Here is a 20120-nt window from a genome sequence, read left to right as displayed (position 1 = left end):
TATGATCAGTTCTTTATGGATCGCGAAAACAGGCCTGGACGCCCAGCAAACCAATATGGACGTGATTGCCAACAACCTGGCAAACGTGAGCACCAATGGTTTCAAGCGTCAGCGCGCCGTTTTCGAAGATTTGCTTTATCAAACCATCCGCCAGCCGGGGGCGCAGTCTTCTGAACAGACGACTCTGCCTTCGGGCCTGCAGATCGGTACCGGTGTTCGCCCGGTGGCCACCGAGCGTCTGCACAGTCAGGGCAACCTGTCTCAGACCAACAACAGTAAAGACGTGGCAATCAAAGGGCAGGGCTTCTTCCAGGTGCAGCTGCCTGACGGTACCTCTGCTTATACCCGCGACGGTTCGTTCCAGGTCGATCAGAACGGCCAGCTGGTGACGGCGGGCGGTTTCCAGGTCCAGCCTGCGATCACCATCCCGGCCAACGCCCTGAGCATCACCATCGGACGTGACGGTGTGGTCAGCGTGACCCAGCAGGGACAGGCCGCGCCGGTTCAGGTTGGGCAGCTCAACCTGACCACCTTCATGAACGATACCGGTCTGGAAAGCATTGGTGAGAACCTCTACACCGAAACGCAATCCTCCGGTACGCCAAATGAGAGCACCCCGGGCCTGAACGGTGCGGGCCTGCTGTACCAGGGCTATGTTGAAACCTCCAACGTGAACGTGGCGGAAGAGCTGGTGAATATGATCCAGGTTCAGCGCGCGTATGAAATTAACAGTAAAGCAGTGTCGACGACCGACCAGATGCTGCAGAAACTGACGCAACTCTAAGGTGTAGCCCGGTGCGGTAAACGCCGCGCCGGCTCCCTGTTTTCGAAGATGAAGGCAATGCAAAAAAACGCGGCGTTTCGTTATCCGATACTGACTGTTCTGGCTGTCACCCTCAGCGGGTGTGCTTTGATCCCGTCCAAACCATTGGTCCAGGGTGCGACGACTGCCCAGCCCGTTCCTGGCCCTGCGCCAGTGGTAAACGGCTCCATTTTCCAGACCGCGCAGCCGATTAATTACGGCTATCAACCGCTGTTTGAAGATCGCCGCCCGCGTAACGTCGGCGATACATTGACCATTGTGCTGCAGGAAAACGTCAGCGCGAGCAAGAGCTCGTCGGCGAATGCCAGCCGCGATGGCAAAACCAATTTTGGCTTCGATACCGTGCCACGCTATCTCGAAGGGCTGTTCGGCAACGCGCGTGCTGATGTGAACGCGTCCGGCGGCAACACCTTTAACGGCAAAGGCGGCGCGAACGCCAGCAATACCTTCAGCGGTACGCTGACGGTCACGGTTGACCAGGTACTGGTTAACGGCAACTTACACGTTGTGGGTGAAAAACAGATCGCCATCAACCAGGGCACTGAATTCATTCGCTTCTCGGGCGTGGTTAACCCTCGCACCATCAGCGGCACCAACACCGTTCCGTCCACCCAGGTGGCGGATGCGCGCATTGAGTACGTCGGTAACGGCTATATCAATGAAGCGCAAAATATGGGTTGGCTGCAGCGCTTCTTCCTTAATTTATCGCCGATGTAAGCGAGGTGACCCATGTTTAAATCGATCTTCGCCGTGGCGCTTGCGCTGGTGGCAACGTTTGCCCAGGCTGACCGTATTCGCGACCTCACCAGCGTTCAGGGCGTACGTGAAAACTCCCTGATCGGCTACGGTCTGGTGGTGGGTCTGGATGGTACCGGTGACCAGACGACCCAGACGCCGTTCACCACCCAAAGCCTGAACAACATGCTTTCCCAGCTCGGCATTACCGTGCCGGCGGGAACCAACATGCAGCTGAAAAACGTGGCGGCAGTAATGGTCACCGCGTCCTACCCGGCGTTTGCGCGCCAGGGACAAACCATTGACGTGGTGGTCTCCTCAATGGGTAACGCCAAAAGCCTGCGCGGCGGTACGCTGCTGATGACCCCGCTGAAAGGCGTCGACAGCCAGGTCTATGCGCTGGCGCAGGGGAACATACTGGTCGGCGGTGCGGGAGCATCCGCAGGCGGAAGCAGCGTGCAGGTGAACCAGCTGAACGGCGGACGGATTACCAACGGGGCGATCATTGAGCGTGAACTGCCGACCCAGTTTGGCGCGGGCAACACCATCAACCTGCAGCTCAATAATGAAGACTTCACGATGGCGCAGCAGATTGCCGATACCATCAACCGCAGCCGCGGCTACGGTAACGCAACGGCACTTGATGCGCGCACCGTACAGATCCGTACCTCTACCGGCAGCAGCAACCAGGTGCGCATGCTGGCAGATATCCAGAATATGGAAGTGAATGTTCCGGTCCAGGATGCGAAGGTGATCATCAACTCCCGTACCGGCTCGGTGGTGATGAACCGGGAAGTGTCGCTCGACAGCTGTGCCGTGGCGCAGGGTAACCTCTCCGTGACGGTAAACCGCTCCGCGAACGTGAGCCAGCCGAATACGCCATTTGGTGGCGGTCAGACGGTGGTGACGCCGCAAACGCAGATTGATATGCGTCAGAGCGGCGGGTCACTGCAAAGCGTTCGCTCCAGCGCCAACCTGAACAGCGTGGTGCGTGCCCTGAATGCCCTGGGGGCAACGCCGATGGATCTGATGTCCATCCTGCAATCGATGCAAAGTGCGGGCTGCCTGCGCGCCAAACTGGAAATCATCTAATGCTGACCGATAGCAAACTGTTGACCAGTGCTGCCTGGGACGCCCAGTCGCTCAACGAGCTGAAAACCAAAGCAGGAAAAGACCCGGCGGCGAATATCCGCCCGGTCGCCCGCCAGGTGGAAGGGATGTTTGTACAGATGATGCTGAAAAGCATGCGCGAAACCCTGCCGAAAGACGGGATGTTCAGCAGTGATTCAACGCGTCTCTACACCAGCATGTATGACCAGCAGATTGCGCAGCAGATGACTGCGGGTAAAGGCCTCGGTCTGGCTGACATGATTGTCAAACAGACCGAAGCCGCGCAGGGCATTCAGCCTCAGGAGCAGCCGCAGCAGGTGCCGATGAAGTTCGACCTGGAAACGGTGACCAGCTATCAGAACCAGGCCCTGACGCAGCTGGTGCGTAAAGCGATGCCAAAAGCCACGGGCAGCGGCGATGAGCCGCTCTCCGGTGACAGCAAAGACTTCCTGGCGCAGCTTTCTCTGCCTGCGCGCCTTGCCAGCGAACAGAGCGGCGTGCCGCATCACCTGATTCTGGCGCAGGCCGCGCTGGAGTCGGGCTGGGGTCAGCGTCAAATCCGCAAGGAAAACGGCGAGCCGAGCTTCAACATCTTCGGCGTGAAGGCCACCTCCAGCTGGAAGGGGCCGACAACGGAGATCACGACCACCGAATACGAGAACGGTGCGGCGGTGAAGGTCAAAGCCAAATTCCGCGTCTACAGCTCTTATCTGGAAGCCTTGTCCGATTATGTTGGCCTGCTGAGCCGAAATCCGCGTTATACCGCCGTTACGCAGGCGGCGACGGCGGAGCAGGGTGCTCAGGCGCTGCAAAACGCGGGCTACGCGACTGACCCGAACTATGCACGCAAGCTCACCAGCATGATCCAGCAGCTGAAATCCATGGGCGAGAAGGTCAGCAAAGCCTATAGCACAGATATCGAAAATCTGTTCTGAAAGTTCTCAAGTCCCGGTGGAGGTTGCCGATAACCTTCATCAGGACTCGTGTCTGAACGTATAAAAGGAACCCCCATGTCCAGTTTGATTAACAGCGCCATGAGTGGCCTCAGTGCTGCTCAGTCGGCACTCAATACCGTCAGTAATAATATTTCAAGCTATAACGTGGCAGGTTACACCCGCCAGACCACGGTGCTGGGCGCATCTAACAGCACGCTGACCGGCGGTGGCTGGGTGGGTAACGGGGTCTATGTCTCCGGTGTCCAGCGTGAGTATGACGCCTTCATCACCAACCAGCTGCGCGCCGCGCAGACGCAGAGCAGCGGTCTGACGACGCGCTATCAGCAGATGTCAAAAATTGACGATGTGCTCTCCGATACCACCAACTCGCTCTCCACCACGCTGCAGGACTTCTTCAAAAGCCTGCAAACCCTGGTGAGCAACGCGGAAGACCCGGCTGCACGTCAGACGGTGCTGGGTAAAGCGGGTGGTCTGGTCAATCAATTCAAAACCAACGATCAGTATCTTCGTGACCAGGATACGCAGGTCAATACCGCCATCTCAAGCAGCGTGTCTCAGATCAACAACTACGCGACGCAGATTGCGAACCTGAACGATCAGATTTCTCGTCTGACCGGCGTCGGTGCGGGTGCTTCGCCAAACGACCTGCTCGACCAGCGCGATCAGCTCGTGACTGAACTGAACAAAATCGTGGGCGTGGAAGTCTCCGTACAGGATAGCGGCACGTTTAATATCTCTCTCGGCAATGGTTACAGCCTGGTGCAGGGCAGCAAAGCCAGCCAGCTGGCTGCCGTGAAGTCCAGCGCCGATCCGGCGCGTACGACCATCGCCTACGTCGATGACGTGGCGGGTAATATTGAGATCCCCGAGAAATTTATCACCACCGGTTCTTTAGGCGGTTTACTGACCTTCCGTAATGAAGATCTGGATAAAGCGCGTAACACTCTGAACCAGATGGCGCTGGCCTTTGCCGATGCGATGAACACGCAGCATGAAGCCGGTTTTGATGCAAACGGTGATGCGGGCGGTAAGCTGTTCAACTTTGGTTCTCCTGCGGTGCTGTCCAACAGCAAGAACGGCGGATCGGCGGTTGTTACGGCCTCTGTGGCGGACAGCAAACAGGTCCAGGCGACTGACTATAAGCTGCAGTTTAACGGCACTGACTGGACGGTCACCCGCACATCAGACAAAACCAGCTTTACGATGAGCCCGGATGCCAGCGGTAATCTGTCGTTTGATGGCCTTAACGTCAACGTGAGCGGTACGGCAAATACCAAAGACAGCTTTACCGTGAAGCCGGTTTCCAACGTCATCATGAACATGGATCTGGCGATCAGCGACGAGTCCAAACTGGCGATGGCGTCGGTACAGAACGGCGGCGAAAGTGACAACCGTAACGGTCAGAAACTGCTCGATCTGCAAAACGGCAAAGTGGTGGGTGGAAATAAAACCTTCAACGATGCGTATGCCTCTCTCGTCAGTACCGTCGGTAGCACCACGGCGTCACTGAAGGTGAGCAGCCAGACGAAAGCCAATGTGGAAACGCAGTTAATCAAGCAGCAGCAGACCATCTCTGGGGTAAACCTCGACGAAGAGTATGGCAATTTGCAGCGTTATCAGCAGTATTACCTGGCGAACGCCCAGGTTCTCCAGACTGCCAGTACGCTCTTCGATGCAATTATCAACATTCGTTAAGGTTGAGGTGAATAATGCGTATTAGCACCCAGATGATGTATGAGCAGAACATGCGCGGGATCACTGATTCCCAGAGCAGATGGCTGAGCTACGGTGAGCAAATGTCCACCGGTAAGCGCGTTAACCGTCCTTCGGACGATCCTATCGCCGCGTCGCAGGCCATCGTTCTGTCGCAATCTCAGTCGCAAAACAGCCAGTTCGCGCTTGCGCGTACCTTTGCAACGCAGAAGGTCTCGCTGGAAGATAACGTGTTAACCCAGGTGAACACCGCAATCTCAAGCGTGCGCGAGAAGTTAGTTTACGCGTCCAACGGCACATTAAGCGATGACGACCGTCTTTCTCTGGCGACCGATATCCAGGGGATCCGCGATCAGCTGATGAACCTGGCCAACACGACGGATGGCAATGGTCGCTTTATCTTCGCGGGATACAAAACCGAGAGCGCACCGTTTGATGCCGTGACCGGGGATTATAACGGCGGCGCAGAGGCCATCTCGCAGCAGGTTGATACGGCGCGAAATATGACCATTAGCCATACCGGACAGCAAATTTTCGAAAGCATTACCAGTAATGCGGAACAGCTGCCGGGCGGTGGATATGGCCAGACCAACATGTTCAAAATCCTGGATTCTGCCATTGCGTCCCTGAAGACACCGATTGAGAACGATCCGGCTGCCGCAACGGCGCAAAACCAGGTGATTGCCAATGCGCAGATCGGCATCAAAAACGCCCAGAACAACGTCCTGACGGTCGTTGCGGATGTGGGAACCAAGATGAACGAACTGGAAAAACTCGATACGCTGGGAGATGACCGTGCCCTGGGTCAGACTAAGCAGATGAGTGATCTGGTAGATGTCGACTGGAACGAAGCGATTTCCTCTTACACCATGCAGCAGGCGGCCTTGCAGGCGTCTTATAAAGCGTTTAGCGATATGCAGGGCATGTCTCTGTTCCAGCTGAACAAATAACATCTTGACCTCTTGGAACATGTCTTGAAACTGGGCATGTTTTACTGCCCAATCCGTCTGGATTGGGCATTTTTTTTATGCGGCTTCTGCCGGTACGGAGGCGACGCGCGCGCTTTCTATCAGACGGATGGCCAGCGCAATGGCGCCACTGACTGTCGCCAGCGCGACCACACCCGTCCAGCCAGCCAGCGAGTAGATATTGCTGCCTAACGCGGAGCCCAGCGCCATCCCGATAAAGACCACCGTAAAGAGCAGGGCATTGAGACGACCGCGCGCCTGCGGTTCAAGGCTGTAGACCAGGTTCTGGTGAGCGACCAGGCTGGACTGCAGGCCCAGGTCGAACCCGACGGCAGAGACGGCGATCAGCATCAGCTGTCCATGAACGCTCAGCGCGGGCATCAGGAACATCAGGGCGAATGAAACGGTCACTAGGACGGCACCAAGCTGCGTAACTTTTCCTGCGCCCAGTTTGTCCGCCAGACCCCCCGCCAGCGGGGCGGCTAATGCACCGGCGGCACCCGCAATACCAAACCCACCCGCTACGGCACTGCCAAGGTGATAGCGTTCCAGCAGCATGACCGCGAGCGTTGACCAGAAGGCGCTGAAGGCAATCGACAGAAAACCCTGAGCCAGCGCCGCGCGGCGCAGCGCCGGATAACGACGCCACAGATGTTCCATTGAACGCATCAGTGCGGGATAGCTCAGCGTGGAGTGAATGGCAAAACGGGGAAGCACAAACCACATCATCACCCCGATGAACGCAATGCTCGCCGCCGCCAGCTGGTACATGACGCGCCAGCCAAACGCTTCGCCCACTACGCCGCTCACGGTTCTTGATAATAAGATACCCATCAGCAGCCCGGTCATTACCGTGCCCACGGTTTTCCCCTGTTTACCTTCTGGTGCAAGAATCGCCGCAGCAGGGACGATATCCTGTGCCATGGTGGCGGCCATGCCGATGAGCAGGCTTGCCAGCAGCAGAGAATGGATCTGCCCGGTCAGGCTACAGCCGAGAAGAAACAGCGCCAGCGCTGCGCTTTTAATCAGAATTAACGTCCTGCGGTCGTGGCGATCGCCCAGGGGAAGCAGGAACAGGATACCGAGCGCATAGCCTGCCTGAGTTAACGTTGGGACCAGACCCATACCTTCAATGCTCAGATGCAGATCGGCACCCATTAGCGGCAGCAGGGGCTGCGCGTAATAGATTGATGCCACGCTGAAACCGGCCCCCAGAGCCAGCATAAAAATCACCCAGCGGCTTACAGCATGGGGAGTCGTTGTTGTGTTCATAAGTTGTTCCTCATTCGTCGTGTGCGGCTATTTTTTATCAGTACGCCTTGCGACGGTAGCGGGCCCGGTGGTAAAACGCTTATACGTTTAACGTATAAGTGAAAATGCAATGAAAAGAGCTGAGCGTATAGACAGGGTGGAGCTAATGCGGACGTTTGTCCGGATAGTGGAGGCGGGTTCCCTCTCTGCGGCGGCACGGCAGCTGGCCACCACCCAGGCCACGGTGAGCAGACGGCTACAGTCGCTGGAGACCATGCTGGGCGTGCGCCTGATACTGCGCACTACCCACACGACGCGGCTGACGGATGATGGCGAACGCTGCTACCAGCACGCTCGTCGGGTGATTGACAGCTGGCTGGCGCTGGAAGATGAGGTGGGGCAGACGGAAGATGAGCCCGTAGGCGTGCTGCGGGTGCGGGCACCACACGCGTTTGGTCAGGATCAGCTTCTGAAACCCGTAACCGAATTTTTGCAACGCTATCCGCAGCTTTCGATTGAGTGGATGCTCAACGATCGGTCGGCGGACTTCCTCGGCGACAACCTTGACTGCGCTATTCGGGTGGGCGTGGAGGTCGATCCGGCGACCGTATCCGTGCTGCTGGCGGAAGTGCCGCGCTCGGTAGTCGCCTCTCCGGCACTGCTGGCCCGTTTTCCAGCGGTTACCACGCCGGAGGATTTGCAGCAGTTTCCCTGGATAGCGATCAGCTCTTTTTACCAGCGCCACGTGGAGCTTTTTCACGATGCCTCGCCCGCCACCGCGCGGATTGCTATTACGCCACGCCTCAGCACCGACAGCCTGTATGTCGCACGCAATACGGTGCTCACCGGTCTCGGTGTGGCGGTGGTATCCAGCTGGACGGTAAAGGATGATATTCGGGAAGGGCGGCTGGTGCATTTGCTGCCGGAGTGGCAGCCAGCGGCGCTGCCGGTGCATCTGGTTTACCCCTGGTCCCGTTATTATCCGGCACGCTTGCGGCGTTTTCTGGAGCTGATGCGGCAGGTCATGCCGGAGGTCTCCGGGATGAGAAGGCCTGTGCAGCAGCCATAAAAAAAGCCGACCCTAAGGTCGGCTTTTTACTTTCAGCGTCGTTATTCGACAGACTGCGGGCGCGTTGCCGGTGCAGTCGCCTGATGCGTTGCACTGTGGCCGCCAGCAGCGCCTTTGCCGTCGAAGCTGAACGCCGGACGAACCCAGTCGCTGTGACGCGGTGCTTCTGGCACGTAATCCGGCGCCGGAGCGCGGGTCATCGGTGCTGTCGCCACGTGGGCAGCGGCTGGCGCAGAGACAACCGGTTCAGGTTTCACTTCAGGCGCTTTCGGTTCTTCAACAACCGGTTCAACCTCAATCTCAACGTCCTGAACGACTTCTTCAGTGGTGGTTTCGACGGTGGCTTCAGCGGTGTCTTCCACTGCGGCTACAGGTTCAGCCTCTTCAGCAACTTCCTCAGCCACCACGACATCTTCTTCAGCAATAAGCTGCGGTGCGGCATCAACCGGCGCGGCAATTACTTCCGGATGAGTGGTTTCGACTTCAACTGCCTGAGGTGCTTCCGTTTCAACAACCTGAGGTTCAACCACGGTTGCCGCTTCAGTCACAACGTCTTCTACCGCTGCCGCAGGTGCAATCACCTCTTCGGTTACAGGCTGCTCTTCAACAACCTGCTCCGGGCGAGCAACCGGGTAGCGGATCCAGACTTTGCCGGAAGCCATTTCTGGCGAAGCACAGGCAATGGTCAGCGGCATTGGCGACTGAGTTGGGTAACGCTCGTCACGATAGCGACGACGGCGCTGGCCGCTGACGCGCAGATGACGTGGGGAACGGCGTGAACGGCGCGGCATACCGGCGTTATCACGGTTTTCACCGTTTTCATCCTGCTCAACGTTGTTTTCAACGACCGCAGGCAGATCAACTTTCGCCAGCTGCGTGCCGGTTGCGTTCTCGCGGGTTTCAACTGCGACAACGGCTGACTCTTCGGTTGCTTCGGAGGCGAAGCGGACTTTCTGAGCAAGCTGGCGCTGCTTACGGCGCGGCATAACCTGAGTACGTTCTTCCTGCTCGCCGTCCTGCTGTTCAACAGGCTCTTCGCGGTTCAGGTTTTTGACTTCCTGCTGTGCCTGACGCTTCTCGTCGTTACGACGACGGTTGCGTTCACGGCGCGGCTGCTGGTCGTCACGCTGTTTGCTCTTCTCAGACTCATCGCCCGCCTGCTGGCGAATTTCACGATCTTCAACATTCTGCTGCTGTTTCTCGCGACGGTTGCGACGGTTGTCTTCGCGTTGCTCACGACCTTCGTTATTTTCAGAACGGTTGTCGCGGTTGTCACGACGCTCGCTGCGGTCATTACGATCGCTACGGTCGTTACGATCGCGGCGGTTGTTCTGACGTTTACGGCGGTCCTGCTGGCGTTCAGGCTTGGCCGCTTTTGGCTCTTCCTTCGGCTGTTCTGGCTGAGCTTCTTCTTCAGCAAACATCTTCTTCAGCGCGCCAAAGAAGCGGCTCAGCAGGCCCGGCTGCGCCGGCTGGGCTTTCGCTGCTGCTGGTTTCTGCGCTTCAGGTTTAGCCGCAGGTTTTTCCAGTGCCGCTTCCGGTGGGGCTTCTGGCATGATAAAGGTCGCTAACGCAGGCTGCTCAGGCAGTTTGCGCTCGGCTGGCTCTTCATCGGAAGGCAGGGCCATCTCTTCTTCGTGCAGCTTCGGCAGCAGGTAGCTGAGCGTGGACGTCTCTTCACCTTTACGGACACGCAGCACGTGATAGTGCGGAGTTTCCATCTGGTCGTTTGGCACGATGATGCAGCGAACGCCGCCCTGACGCGCTTCAATAGCACTTACCGCAGCACGTTTTTCGTTCAGCAGGTAGGAGGCAATTGGCACAGGAACAATCGCGTGCACCTCTTTGGTATTCTCTTTCAGCGCTTCTTCTTCAATCAGACGCAGAATAGAGAGGGACAGCGATTCGTTATCACGCACGGTACCGGTGCCGGAGCAGCGCGGGCAAACGTGATGGCTGGACTCACCCAGCGACGGGCTCAGACGCTGACGGGACATCTCCAGCAGGCCAAAGCGTGAGATATGGCTAATCTGGATACGCGCCCTGTCCTGACGCACCGCTTCGCGAAGACGGTTTTCTACCGCACGCTGGTGGCGAACAGGGGTCATGTCGATGAAGTCGATAACAATCAGACCACCCAGGTCGCGCAGGCGGAGCTGGCGGGCGATTTCATCAGCGGCTTCAAGGTTGGTGTTGAAGGCGGTCTCTTCGATATCGCCGCCGCGAGTTGCACGCGCGGAGTTGATGTCGATAGCGGTCAGCGCTTCAGTGGTATCGATAACGATAGAACCGCCGGACGGCAGGCGCACTTCACGCTGGAAGGCGGATTCAATCTGGGATTCGATCTGATAGTGGCTGAACAGCGGGATTTCACCAGTGTACAGTTTAATTTTGCTGGTGAAATCCGGACGACCCAGCGCGGCGATGTGCTGGCGCGCCAGCTCAAGCACTTTCGGGTTATCGATCAGAATCTCACCGATGTCCTGACGCAGATAGTCACGGAAGGCACGCACGATCACGTTGCTTTCCTGGTGGATCAGGAACGGAGCAGGGCGGCTTTCCGCTGCTTTCTGGATGGCTTCCCAGTGCTTCAGACGGAAGCTCAGGTCCCATTGCAGCGCTTCGGCTGATTTGCCCACGCCCGCGGTACGCACGATAAGACCCATGCCATCAGGCAGTTCGAGGCTTGCCAGCGCTTCTTTCAGCTCGGTACGGTCATCACCTTCGATACGGCGAGAGATGCCACCCGCACGCGGGTTGTTAGGCATCAGAACCAGATAGCTCCCTGCCAGGCTGATAAAGGTGGTCAGTGCGGCACCTTTGTTGCCACGCTCTTCTTTATCAATCTGAACGATAACTTCCTGACCTTCACGCAGAACATCTTTGATGTTTGGTCGGCCATGGGCGTTGTAGTTTGCAGGGAAATATTCGCGGGCGATTTCTTTCAGGGGGAGGAAACCATGACGCTCAGCACCGTAATCGACAAATGCAGCTTCAAGGCTTGGTTCAATGCGGGTGATTTTACCTTTGTAAATGTTCGCTTTTTTCTGTTCGTGTCCAGGACTTTCGATATCCAGATCGTACAGGCGCTGCCCATCCACAAGGGCGACACGCAACTCTTCTTGCTGAGTTGCGTTGATTAACATTCTTTTCATCGTAACTTACTCGTTATTCTTACATTGACGACAAAGCTGCGGGCAAGGTGACGCTTTCCGGGGTATGAACCGATGGCCTCGTGTCTGTTCACGTCGCCAACCTCACGGTTGTCGCTCGCTTAAGAGGCGCAGAGTGTCGGTTGCCTGTATTTCATACGGAAACACAGCGCAATTATCAGGGGAATTGCCTGGGTAGAACTCTCCAGAGAACAATCCTTATACCGGGAAGTACTGCAACCCGCAGCCCGCTAACTGCCTGAAAGATCAATACGTCTTACGCCATTGCTGCGTGGATGATCGGTCAGACAAAATTGGTCATTCCGTCAACATCCTTACTTAACCAGGATTTAACACGGAAAACAGCCTCATTATTCCACTGCTCGCCGGGTTATAGCAAGATGACTTTTACCAATTATCACCCGGTTACTCACAGTTTCTTCACTTCAGAATGGCGATTGGTTTAATAACCACCAAATCGGTTGCGCGAAACGGGGAGCAGGCCGGATAAAAGTAAATATAAGCATAGAAAAATGAGTGGCGCTAATGGCTGACGATATTTAGAATCGCCACCCATGAAAACAGAGACTCCAGCCGTAAAAATGGTTGCCATCGCCGAAGATGACGCGGGGCAACGTATCGATAACTTTTTGCGCACCCAGCTGAAAGGTGTGCCAAAGAGTATGATTTATCGCATCCTGCGTAAGGGCGAGGTGCGGGTTAACAAAAAACGCGTGAAGCCCGAGTACAAACTCGAAGCCGGTGACGAAGTGCGTATTCCGCCGGTGCGCGTGGCTGAGCGTGAAGAAGAGACCGTTTCACCAAAGCTGCAGAAAGTGGCGGCCCTGAGCGATGTCATCCTTTACGAAGATGACCACATTCTGGTGCTCAATAAACCGTCAGGAACGGCAGTCCATGGCGGTAGCGGTCTGAGCTTCGGCGTGATTGAAGGGCTGCGTGCCCTGCGCCCGGAAGCGCGCTTCCTTGAGCTGGTGCACCGTCTTGACCGTGACACTTCAGGCGTACTGCTGGTGGCGAAAAAGCGTTCCGCGCTGCGTTCGCTGCATGAACAGCTGCGTGAAAAAGGGATGCAGAAAGACTATCTGGCGCTGGTGCGCGGTCAGTGGCAGTCCCATGTAAAAGTGGTGCAGGCGCCGCTGCTGAAGAACATTCTACAAAGCGGTGAACGCATTGTCCGCGTGAGCCAGGAAGGGAAACCGTCTGAGACGCGCTTTAAGGTTGAAGAGCGCTATGAGTTTGCCACGCTGGTGCGCTGCAGTCCGGTGACCGGTCGTACCCACCAGATCCGCGTGCATACGCAGTTTGCAGGGCACCCCATCGCCTTTGATGACCGCTATGGCGACCGCGAGTTTGATAAGCAGCTGGCGGGGACGGGACTGTCGCGTCTTTTCCTGCATGCGGCAGCGCTGAAGTTTACCCATCCGAATACCGGTGAAGTCATCCGTATTGAAGCGCCGCTGGATGAGCAGTTGAAACGCTGTCTTAAGGTTCTGCGCGGCTAAGGTAAACGCAAAACGGCAACGAATGTTGCCGTTTTTAATGTTTGCTCCCTCTCCCTGTGGAAGAGGGCCGGGGGGAGGGCAGCAGGCCGCAGTGTAGTAGGCCCATGTAAGCGCAGCGCCACCCGGCGAAGGTCACACCGTCAACGGATTACACTCTTCTCGTCTTAACATCTGACACAAGGCAATCAGCGGTAACCCCACCAGCGTGTTGGGATCGCGACCGTCCAGCTTGTCGAACAGCGCAATCCCCAATCCTTCACTTTTAAAACTCCCCGCACAGTTCAACGGACGTTCCCGACGTACATAATCCACAATCTCTTGCTCGCTGAGATGGCGGAAGTGTACGTCGAACGGTTCACACTCCGTTTGCAGATGACCGGTGGCGGAGTTATAGAGCGCCAGGCCCGTGTAAAAGGTCACGATAGTGCCTCGCGCGCGCAGAAGCTGCTGGCAGGCGTTCTCCTCCGTATGGGGCTTGCCGGTGATTTCGCCGTCCAGCACGCAAACCTGATCGGAGCCTATAATCAAATGCGAAGGATAGCGTGCGGCCAGCGACTGCGCTTTCTCTTTAGCAAGACGCGTTACCAGATGACGCGGTGACTCGCCCGGCTGTGGCGTCTCATCAACCTCTGGCGCGGCGCATTCAAACGGGATCCCGAGCTTTTCCAGCAGCATTCGGCGGTAGGGAGACGTGGAAGCAAGGACGAGATTTGGCATATTTTTATCACCAGATATAGCGTATCGATGCCAGCCATTTTAAACTACAGGCCGCAATGTGTGCGAATAATTGGCAAAAGGCAGCTCTGGTTGCCTTTTTCTTTGACTCTATGACGTTACAAAGTTAATATGCGCGCCCTATGCAAAAGGTAAAATTACCCCTGACTCTTGATCCGGTTCGTACGGCTCAAAAACGCCTCGATTATGAAGGTATCTATACTTCCGATCAGGCTGAGCGTATTGCCGAATCCGTAGTCAGTGTGGACAGTGATGTAGAATGCTCCATGTCGTTCGCTATCGACAACCAGCGTCTCGCCGTTTTAACCGGTGATGCAAAGGTGACGGTAACGCTCGAGTGTCAGCGTTGCGGGAAACCGTTTGTACAGCATGTTCACACAACGTATTGTTTCAGTCCGGTTCGTTCTGACGAACAGGCTGAAGCACTCCCGGAAGCGTATGAGCCGATTGAGGTTAACGAATTCGGTGAAATCGATCTTCTGGCTCTGGTTGAAGATGAAATCATCCTCACCTTGCCAGTGGTTCCGGTGCATGATTCTGAACACTGTGAAGTGTCCGAGGCGGACATGGTCTTTGGGGAACTGCCTGATGAAGCGCAAAAACCAAACCCATTTGCCGTATTAGCCAGCTTAAAGCGTAAGTAATTGAGGAGTAAGGTCCATGGCCGTACAACAGAATAAACCAACCCGTTCCAAACGTGGCATGCGTCGTTCCCATGACGCGCTGACTGCAGTTACCAGCCTGTCTGTAGACAAGACTTCTGGTGAGAAACACCTGCGTCACCACATCACCGCTGACGGTTTCTACCGCGGCCGCAAGGTTATCACTAAGTAATCACGCGCAAGCGTGATTAGGCTTAGTGAGGATTTCCCCGTGCAAACGGGGAATTTACCGAACCAGGCTGCGACGATACCTTGACACGTCTAACCCTGGCGTTAGATGTCATGGGGGGAGATTTTGGCCCTTCCGTGACAGTGCCTGCAGCATTGCAGGCACTGAATTCTAATTCGCAACTCACACTTCTTTTAGTCGGCAATCCCGACGCAATCACGCCATTACTCGCAAAAGCTGACTTTGAACAACGTTCGCGTCTGCAGATTATTCCTGCGCAGTCAGTTATTGCCAGTGATGCCCGACCTTCGCAGGCTATTCGCAATAGTCGTGGCAGCTCTATGCGGGTAGCGCTGGAGCTGGTGAAAGAAGGGCGAGCTCAGGCTTGCGTCAGCGCGGGGAATACCGGCGCGCTGATGGGGCTGTCGAAATTACTGCTCAAACCTATAGAAGGTATTGAGCGTCCGGCGCTGGTGACGGTGTTACCGCATCAGCAGAAGGGCAAAACGGTAGTGCTCGATTTGGGCGCTAACGTCGATTGTGATAGTACTATGCTGGCTCAGTTTGCCGTGATGGGATCGGTGCTGGCAGAAGAAGTCGTCGGGATCAACACTCCCCGTGTTGCGTTACTGAACATTGGTGAAGAAGAGACCAAAGGCCTGGACAGCATTCGCGAAGCGGCTGAATTGCTCAAACAGGTTCCCTCCATCAACTATATTGGTTATCTCGAAGCCAATGAGTTGTTGACGGGGAAAACGGATGTTCTGGTGTGCGATGGCTTCACCGGAAACGTAACGTTGAAGACCATGGAAGGGGTCGTGCGCATGTTTCTTTCTCTGCTGAAATCTCAGGGAGAAGGCAAAAAAAGCGCCTGGTGGCTGATTTTATTGAAGCGTTGGTTACAAAAGAGCCTGACGCGGCGATTCAGTCACCTCAACCCCGACCAGTATAATGGCGCCTGTCTGTTAGGATTGCGCGGCATCGTGATTAAGAGTCATGGCGCCGCCAATCAGCGAGCATTTGCTGTCGCGATTGAACAGGCAGTGCAGGCGGTGCAGCGACAAGTCCCTCAGCGGATTGCCGCTCGCCTGGAATCTGTATTAGCTAAAAGTGACTGAGCGTACATGTATACGAAGATTTTAGGTACCGGCAGCTACCTGCCAAAACAGGTGCGTACCAACGCCGATCTGGAAAAAATGGTAGATACGTCTGACGAGTGGATTGTCACGCGCACAGGTATCCGTGAGCGTCGTATTGCCGCGCCAGACGAAACCGTGTCGACCATGGGTTACGAAGCCGCACAGCGTGCTATCGAAATGGCGGGCATTGATAAAGAACAGATCGGTTTGATCGTGGTGGCCACGACGTCTGCCACGCATGCTTTCCCAAGCGCGGCGTGCCAGGTGCAAAACATGCTCGGCATTAAGGGCTGCCCGGCGTTTGACGTCGCTGCCGCATGCGCAGGTTTTACCTATGCGCTGAGCGTAGCCGATCAGTACGTGAAGTCCGGTGCCGTTAAATATGCGCTGGTGATCGGTGCTGACGTGCTGGCGCGTACCTGCGATCCGACCGATCGCGGAACGATCATTATTTTTGGTGATGGTGCGGGCGCGGTGCTGCTGGGGCAGTCCGAAGAGCCGGGTATCATCTCGACGCATCTGCATGCTGATGGCAGCTACGGCGAACTGTTGACCCTGCCTAACGCCGATCGCGTTAATCCGGACAACTCGATTTACCTGACGATGGCAGGGAACGAGGTGTTCAAGGTGGCGGTGACTGAGCTTGCACACATCGTTGATGAAACGCTGGAAGCGAATAACCTTGAACGCTCCGCGCTCGACTGGCTGGTGCCGCATCAGGCGAACCTGCGTATCATCAGCGCGACCGCGAAAAAGCTGGGCATGTCGATGGATAACGTTGTGGTGACGCTGGATCGTCACGGCAACACCTCTGCGGCGTCGGTACCGTGCGCATTTGATGAAGCGGTACGCGATGGACGAATCAAACGGGGCCAACTGGTCTTGCTTGAAGCCTTCGGTGGCGGGTTCACCTGGGGTTCCGCGCTGGTTCGTTTCTAGGATAAGGAATAAAAAATGACGCAATTTGCTTTTGTGTTCCCGGGCCAGGGCTCTCAAACCGTTGGGATGTTGTCTGAAATGGCAGCAACCTATCCGGTCATTGAAGAGACTTTCCGTGAAGCTTCTGATGCACTGGGTTATGATTTATGGGCGCTGACCCAGCAGGGGCCGGCCGAAGAGCTGAACAAAACCTGGCAGACCCAGCCCGCGCTGCTGACCGCGTCCGTTGCGCTGTGGCGTGTCTGGCAGCAGCAGGGCGGTAAAGCACCCGCGCTGCTCGCGGGTCACAGCCTGGGCGAATACTCTGCGCTGGTGTGTGCCGGTGTGATCGCGTTTGCTGACGCGGTACGTCTGGTGGAACTGCGCGGCAAATTCATGCAGGAAGCGGTGCCGGAAGGCACGGGCGGTATGTCTGCCATCATCGGTCTGGATGACGCTGCAATTGCAAAAGCATGTGAAGAATCTGCAGAAGGCCAGGTAGTCTCTCCGGTTAACTTCAACTCGCCGGGCCAGGTGGTTATTGCCGGCCATAAAGAAGCGGTTGAACGTGCAGGTGCGGCCTGTAAAGCGGCGGGTGCTAAACGTGCGCTGCCGCTGCCGGTCAGCGTGCCGTCTCACTGTGCGTTGATGAAGCCTGCCGCCGAGAAACTGGCGGTTGAGCTGGAAAAAATTACGTTTAACGCACCGACGATTTCCGTTGTGAACAACGTCGATGTGAAATGCGAAACCACGCCGGAAGCTATCCGCGACGCGCTGGTTCGCCAGCTCTACAGCCCGGTACAGTGGACCAAAACCGTTGAGTTTATGGCCTCTCAGGGCGTTGAGCATCTGTATGAAGTCGGCCCAGGTAAGGTCCTCACCGGTCTGACAAAACGTATTGTTGACACCCTGACAGCCTCGGCGATTAACGAGCCGGAAGCGATGTCAGCGGCACTCTCGCAATAAAAGAGGAATACCATGAGTTTTGAAGGAAAAATCGCCCTGGTCACTGGCGCAAGCCGCGGTATCGGGCGTGCAATTGCTGAAACACTGGTTGCGCGCGGCGCGAAGGTGATTGGAACAGCAACCAGCGAGAATGGCGCTCAGGCCATCAGCGACTATCTGGGTGCAAACGGTAAAGGTCTGGTACTGAATGTGACTGAACCTGCATCTATCGAATCTGTTCTGGAAAATATTCGCGCAGAGTTTGGCGAAGTGGATATTCTGGTAAACAATGCCGGGATCACTCGCGATAACCTGTTAATGCGAATGAAAGACGACGAGTGGAACGATATCATCGAAACCAACCTGTCATCTGTATTCCGTCTGTCAAAAGCGGTAATGCGCGCTATGATGAAAAAGCGTCATGGTCGTATTATCACTGTCGGTTCTGTGGTTGGTACCATGGGAAATGCTGGTCAGGCTAACTACGCTGCGGCGAAAGCAGGTCTGATTGGTTTCAGTAAGTCGCTGGCACGTGAAGTTGCGTCCCGCGGTATTACGGTAAACGTTGTTGCTCCGGGCTTTATTGAAACGGACATGACGCGTGCGCTGACTGATGAGCAGCGTGCGGGTACGCTGGCGGCAGTTCCGGCGGGTCGTCTTGGCGACCCTAAAGAAATCGCCAGTGCGGTTGCATTTTTAGCCTCTGACGAAGCGGGTTACATCACTGGTGAGACCCTCCACGTCAACGGCGGGATGTATATGGTTTAACCATGATGAAAAATATTTGCGTTATTAGGGCGAATGGCCTCAAAATAACGTAAAATCGTGGTACGAACTGCCGGGATTTAGTTGCAAATTTTTCAACATTTTATACACTACGAAAACCATCGCGAAAGCGAGTTTTGATAGGAAATTTAAGAGTATGAGCACTATCGAAGAACGCGTTAAGAAAATTATCGGCGAACAGCTGGGCGTTAAGCAGGAAGAAGTTGTGAACTCCGCTTCCTTCGTTGAAGACCTGGGCGCAGATTCTCTTGACACCGTTGAGCTGGTAATGGCTCTGGAAGAAGAGTTTGATACTGAGATTCCGGACGAAGAAGCTGAGAAGATCACCACCGTTCAGGCTGCCATTGATTACATCAACGGTCACCAGGCGTAAGTGAACATCTCCAGGCGGTCATTCGACCGCCTGAGTTTTATCTTTTTTAGTCCCACGAATCTCTTTTTTTATCCCTCCCTGGAGGACAAACGTGTCTAAGCGTCGTGTAGTTGTGACCGGACTTGGCATGTTGTCTCCTGTCGGCAATACCGTAGAGTCCACCTGGAAAGCTCTCCTTGCCGGTCAGAGCGGCATCAGCCTAATCGACCATTTCGATACTAGCGCCTATGCAACGAAATTTGCTGGCTTAGTAAAGGATTTTAACTGTGAAGAGATCATCTCGCGCAAAGAACAGCGCAAGATGGATGCCTTCATTCAATATGGAATTGTCGCTGGCGTTCAGGCCATGCAGGATTCTGGCCTTGTGATTACGGAAGAGAACGCAACCCGTATCGGCGCCGCTATCGGCTCCGGGATTGGCGGTCTTGGCCTGATCGAGGAAAACCATACATCTCTGATGAATGGCGGCCCGCGTAAGATCAGCCCGTTCTTCGTTCCGTCCACGATTGTTAACATGGTGGCAGGTCACCTGACCATCATGTTTGGCCTGCGTGGGCCAAGCATTTCTATCGCCACCGCCTGTACGTCTGGCGTACATAACATCGGCCAGGCCGCGCGCATTATTGCGTACGGCGATGCAGATGCTATGGTTGCGGGCGGTGCTGAAAAAGCCAGTACCCCACTGGGTGTCGGCGGTTTTGGTGCGGCGCGTGCGCTGTCTACCCGTAATGATAACCCGCAGGCGGCGAGCCGTCCGTGGGATAAAGACCGTGACGGCTTCGTGCTGGGCGACGGTGCGGGCATGATCGTACTGGAAGAGTACGAACACGCGAAAAAACGCGGTGCGAAAATTTATGCTGAAATCGTTGGTTTCGGCATGAGCAGCGATGCTTACCACATGACGTCTCCTCCTGAGAACGGCGCGGGTGCTGCGTTGGCGATGGAAAACGCGATCCGTGATGCGGGTATTACCCCAGCACAAATTGGCTACGTGAACGCGCACGGCACCTCTACGCCAGCAGGCGATAAAGCGGAAGCTCAGGCGGTTAAGTCTATCTTCGGCGAATCTGCCAGCCGCGTAATGGTGAGCTCC

At 55.8% G+C, this 20120-nt stretch carries 19 protein-coding genes; 16 read left to right on the top strand and 3 right to left on the bottom strand.

What is annotated here, in order from left to right; translation table 11 throughout:
• Position 1: 1 nt before the first annotated feature.
• The 6 genes from flgG (at position 2) to flgL (ending at position 6287) form a co-directional block, all read left to right on the top strand.
• Complete coding sequence (gene flgG, locus DOU50_RS14840; RefSeq protein ID WP_008500810.1) at positions 2 to 784, top strand: flagellar basal-body rod protein FlgG; 783 nt, start codon at positions 2 to 4, stop codon at positions 782 to 784.
• 57 nt (positions 785 to 841) lie between these two features.
• Entirely contained in the window at positions 842 to 1540 is a 699-nt protein-coding gene (gene flgH / locus DOU50_RS14835; RefSeq protein ID WP_024909015.1) for a flagellar basal body L-ring protein FlgH, read from the top strand.
• A gap of 12 nt (positions 1541 to 1552) precedes the next feature.
• Positions 1553 to 2650, top strand: a complete 1098-nt coding sequence (locus DOU50_RS14830) for a flagellar basal body P-ring protein FlgI (protein WP_029740346.1) — start codon at positions 1553 to 1555, stop codon at positions 2648 to 2650.
• Positions 2650 to 3603: a flagellar assembly peptidoglycan hydrolase FlgJ gene (flgJ, locus tag DOU50_RS14825; protein ID WP_024909017.1), complete on the top strand. Its 954-nt coding sequence runs from the start codon at positions 2650 to 2652 to the stop codon at positions 3601 to 3603. The genes DOU50_RS14830 and flgJ overlap by 1 nt, the downstream gene beginning before the upstream one ends.
• 75 nt (positions 3604 to 3678) lie before the next feature.
• Positions 3679 to 5319: a flagellar hook-associated protein FlgK gene (gene flgK / locus DOU50_RS14820; RefSeq protein ID WP_032650846.1), complete on the top strand. Its 1641-nt coding sequence runs from the start codon at positions 3679 to 3681 to the stop codon at positions 5317 to 5319.
• 14 nt (positions 5320 to 5333) lie between these two features.
• On the top strand, positions 5334 to 6287 hold the full coding sequence (gene flgL, locus DOU50_RS14815) for a flagellar hook-associated protein FlgL (RefSeq protein WP_024909019.1): 954 nt from the start codon (positions 5334 to 5336) through the stop codon (positions 6285 to 6287).
• 75 nt (positions 6288 to 6362) lie between these two features.
• Here the strand turns inward: flgL and DOU50_RS14810 are convergent, their stop codons facing one another.
• Complete coding sequence (locus DOU50_RS14810) at positions 6363 to 7577, bottom strand: MFS transporter (RefSeq protein WP_090417360.1); 1215 nt, start codon at positions 7575 to 7577, stop codon at positions 6363 to 6365.
• Positions 7578 to 7686: 109 nt separating this feature from the next.
• On the opposite strand from DOU50_RS14810, the gene DOU50_RS14805 reads away from it, so the two are divergent.
• Positions 7687 to 8625 (top strand): LysR family transcriptional regulator, encoded by a 939-nt coding sequence (locus DOU50_RS14805; protein WP_148769668.1) that lies wholly within the window; start codon positions 7687 to 7689, stop codon positions 8623 to 8625.
• Between the two features lie 41 nt (positions 8626 to 8666).
• Here DOU50_RS14805 and rne read toward each other — a convergent pair whose 3' ends face one another.
• Positions 8667 to 11780, bottom strand: a complete 3114-nt coding sequence (gene rne / locus DOU50_RS14800; RefSeq protein WP_148769667.1) for a ribonuclease E — start codon at positions 11778 to 11780, stop codon at positions 8667 to 8669.
• Between the two features lie 572 nt (positions 11781 to 12352).
• Here rne and rluC point away from each other — a divergent pair.
• Complete coding sequence (rluC, locus tag DOU50_RS14795; RefSeq protein ID WP_024909023.1) at positions 12353 to 13300, top strand: 23S rRNA pseudouridine(955/2504/2580) synthase RluC; 948 nt, start codon at positions 12353 to 12355, stop codon at positions 13298 to 13300.
• A 132-nt stretch (positions 13301 to 13432) separates the two neighbouring features.
• Here the strand turns inward: rluC and DOU50_RS14790 are convergent, their stop codons facing one another.
• Positions 13433 to 14017, bottom strand: coding sequence for a Maf family protein (locus tag DOU50_RS14790; RefSeq protein ID WP_024909024.1), 585 nt, complete (start codon positions 14015 to 14017; stop codon positions 13433 to 13435).
• 140 nt (positions 14018 to 14157) lie between these two features.
• Here DOU50_RS14790 and yceD point away from each other — a divergent pair, with 140 nt between their 5' ends.
• From yceD to fabF, 8 genes are all read left to right on the top strand, one after another.
• Complete coding sequence (gene yceD, locus DOU50_RS14785) at positions 14158 to 14679, top strand: 23S rRNA accumulation protein YceD (RefSeq protein ID WP_014883375.1); 522 nt, start codon at positions 14158 to 14160, stop codon at positions 14677 to 14679.
• Between the two features lie 16 nt (positions 14680 to 14695).
• On the top strand, positions 14696 to 14869 hold the full coding sequence (gene rpmF, locus DOU50_RS14780) for a 50S ribosomal protein L32 (RefSeq protein WP_003857964.1): 174 nt from the start codon (positions 14696 to 14698) through the stop codon (positions 14867 to 14869).
• Positions 14870 to 14949: 80 nt separating this feature from the next.
• The gene (plsX, locus tag DOU50_RS14775; RefSeq protein WP_024909025.1) at positions 14950 to 15984 is read left to right on the top strand and encodes a phosphate acyltransferase PlsX; all 1035 of its coding nucleotides are present in this window, start codon (positions 14950 to 14952) and stop codon (positions 15982 to 15984) included.
• 6 nt (positions 15985 to 15990) lie between these two features.
• Positions 15991 to 16944, top strand: a complete 954-nt coding sequence (locus DOU50_RS14770) for a beta-ketoacyl-ACP synthase III (RefSeq protein ID WP_008500797.1) — start codon at positions 15991 to 15993, stop codon at positions 16942 to 16944.
• 15 nt (positions 16945 to 16959) lie between these two features.
• A complete protein-coding gene (fabD, locus tag DOU50_RS14765) occupies positions 16960 to 17889 on the top strand; it encodes an ACP S-malonyltransferase (protein ID WP_024909026.1) in 930 nt (309 codons plus the stop codon).
• A 12-nt stretch (positions 17890 to 17901) separates the two neighbouring features.
• Positions 17902 to 18636 (top strand): 3-oxoacyl-ACP reductase FabG, encoded by a 735-nt coding sequence (gene fabG, locus DOU50_RS14760; protein WP_148769666.1) that lies wholly within the window; start codon positions 17902 to 17904, stop codon positions 18634 to 18636.
• 154 nt (positions 18637 to 18790) lie between these two features.
• Positions 18791 to 19027: an acyl carrier protein gene (gene acpP, locus DOU50_RS14755; protein ID WP_003857954.1), complete on the top strand. Its 237-nt coding sequence runs from the start codon at positions 18791 to 18793 to the stop codon at positions 19025 to 19027.
• Positions 19028 to 19118: 91 nt separating this feature from the next.
• Positions 19119 to 20120 (top strand): beta-ketoacyl-ACP synthase II (gene fabF / locus DOU50_RS14750; RefSeq protein ID WP_148769665.1); only part of this gene is annotated, 1002 nt, incomplete at its 3' end.

This window comes from Enterobacter sp. C6 (genome assembly GCF_008122455.1).
Taxonomy (GTDB): Bacteria; Pseudomonadota; Gammaproteobacteria; order Enterobacterales; family Enterobacteriaceae; genus Enterobacter; species Enterobacter pseudoroggenkampii.
This window is presented reverse-complemented; position numbering and strand designations above follow the sequence as displayed.

Bases quoted from the DNA above. Each gene is read 5' to 3' on its own strand.
- DOU50_RS14770 (WP_008500797.1), top strand. From the start codon at position 15,991: ATGTATACGAAGATTTTAGGTACCGGCAGCTACCTGCCAAAACAGGTG.
- flgK (WP_032650846.1), top strand. From the start codon at position 3,679: ATGTCCAGTTTGATTAACAGCGCCATGAGTGGCCTCAGTGCTGCTCAG.
- rne (WP_148769667.1), bottom strand. From the start codon at position 11,780: ATGAAAAGAATGTTAATCAACGCAACTCAGCAAGAAGAGTTGCGTGTC.
- rpmF (WP_003857964.1), top strand. From the start codon at position 14,696: ATGGCCGTACAACAGAATAAACCAACCCGTTCCAAACGTGGCATGCGT.
- fabG (WP_148769666.1), top strand. From the start codon at position 17,902: ATGAGTTTTGAAGGAAAAATCGCCCTGGTCACTGGCGCAAGCCGCGGT.
- DOU50_RS14805 (WP_148769668.1), top strand. From the start codon at position 7,687: ATGAAAAGAGCTGAGCGTATAGACAGGGTGGAGCTAATGCGGACGTTT.
- acpP (WP_003857954.1), top strand. From the start codon at position 18,791: ATGAGCACTATCGAAGAACGCGTTAAGAAAATTATCGGCGAACAGCTG.
- DOU50_RS14810 (WP_090417360.1), bottom strand. From the start codon at position 7,577: ATGAACACAACAACGACTCCCCATGCTGTAAGCCGCTGGGTGATTTTT.
- DOU50_RS14830 (WP_029740346.1), top strand. From the start codon at position 1,553: ATGTTTAAATCGATCTTCGCCGTGGCGCTTGCGCTGGTGGCAACGTTT.
- flgL (WP_024909019.1), top strand. From the start codon at position 5,334: ATGCGTATTAGCACCCAGATGATGTATGAGCAGAACATGCGCGGGATC.
- flgJ (WP_024909017.1), top strand. From the start codon at position 2,650: ATGCTGACCGATAGCAAACTGTTGACCAGTGCTGCCTGGGACGCCCAG.
- flgH (WP_024909015.1), top strand. From the start codon at position 842: ATGCAAAAAAACGCGGCGTTTCGTTATCCGATACTGACTGTTCTGGCT.
- flgG (WP_008500810.1), top strand. From the start codon at position 2: ATGATCAGTTCTTTATGGATCGCGAAAACAGGCCTGGACGCCCAGCAA.
- DOU50_RS14790 (WP_024909024.1), bottom strand. From the start codon at position 14,017: ATGCCAAATCTCGTCCTTGCTTCCACGTCTCCCTACCGCCGAATGCTG.
- fabD (WP_024909026.1), top strand. From the start codon at position 16,960: ATGACGCAATTTGCTTTTGTGTTCCCGGGCCAGGGCTCTCAAACCGTT.
- rluC (WP_024909023.1), top strand. From the start codon at position 12,353: ATGAAAACAGAGACTCCAGCCGTAAAAATGGTTGCCATCGCCGAAGAT.
- yceD (WP_014883375.1), top strand. From the start codon at position 14,158: ATGCAAAAGGTAAAATTACCCCTGACTCTTGATCCGGTTCGTACGGCT.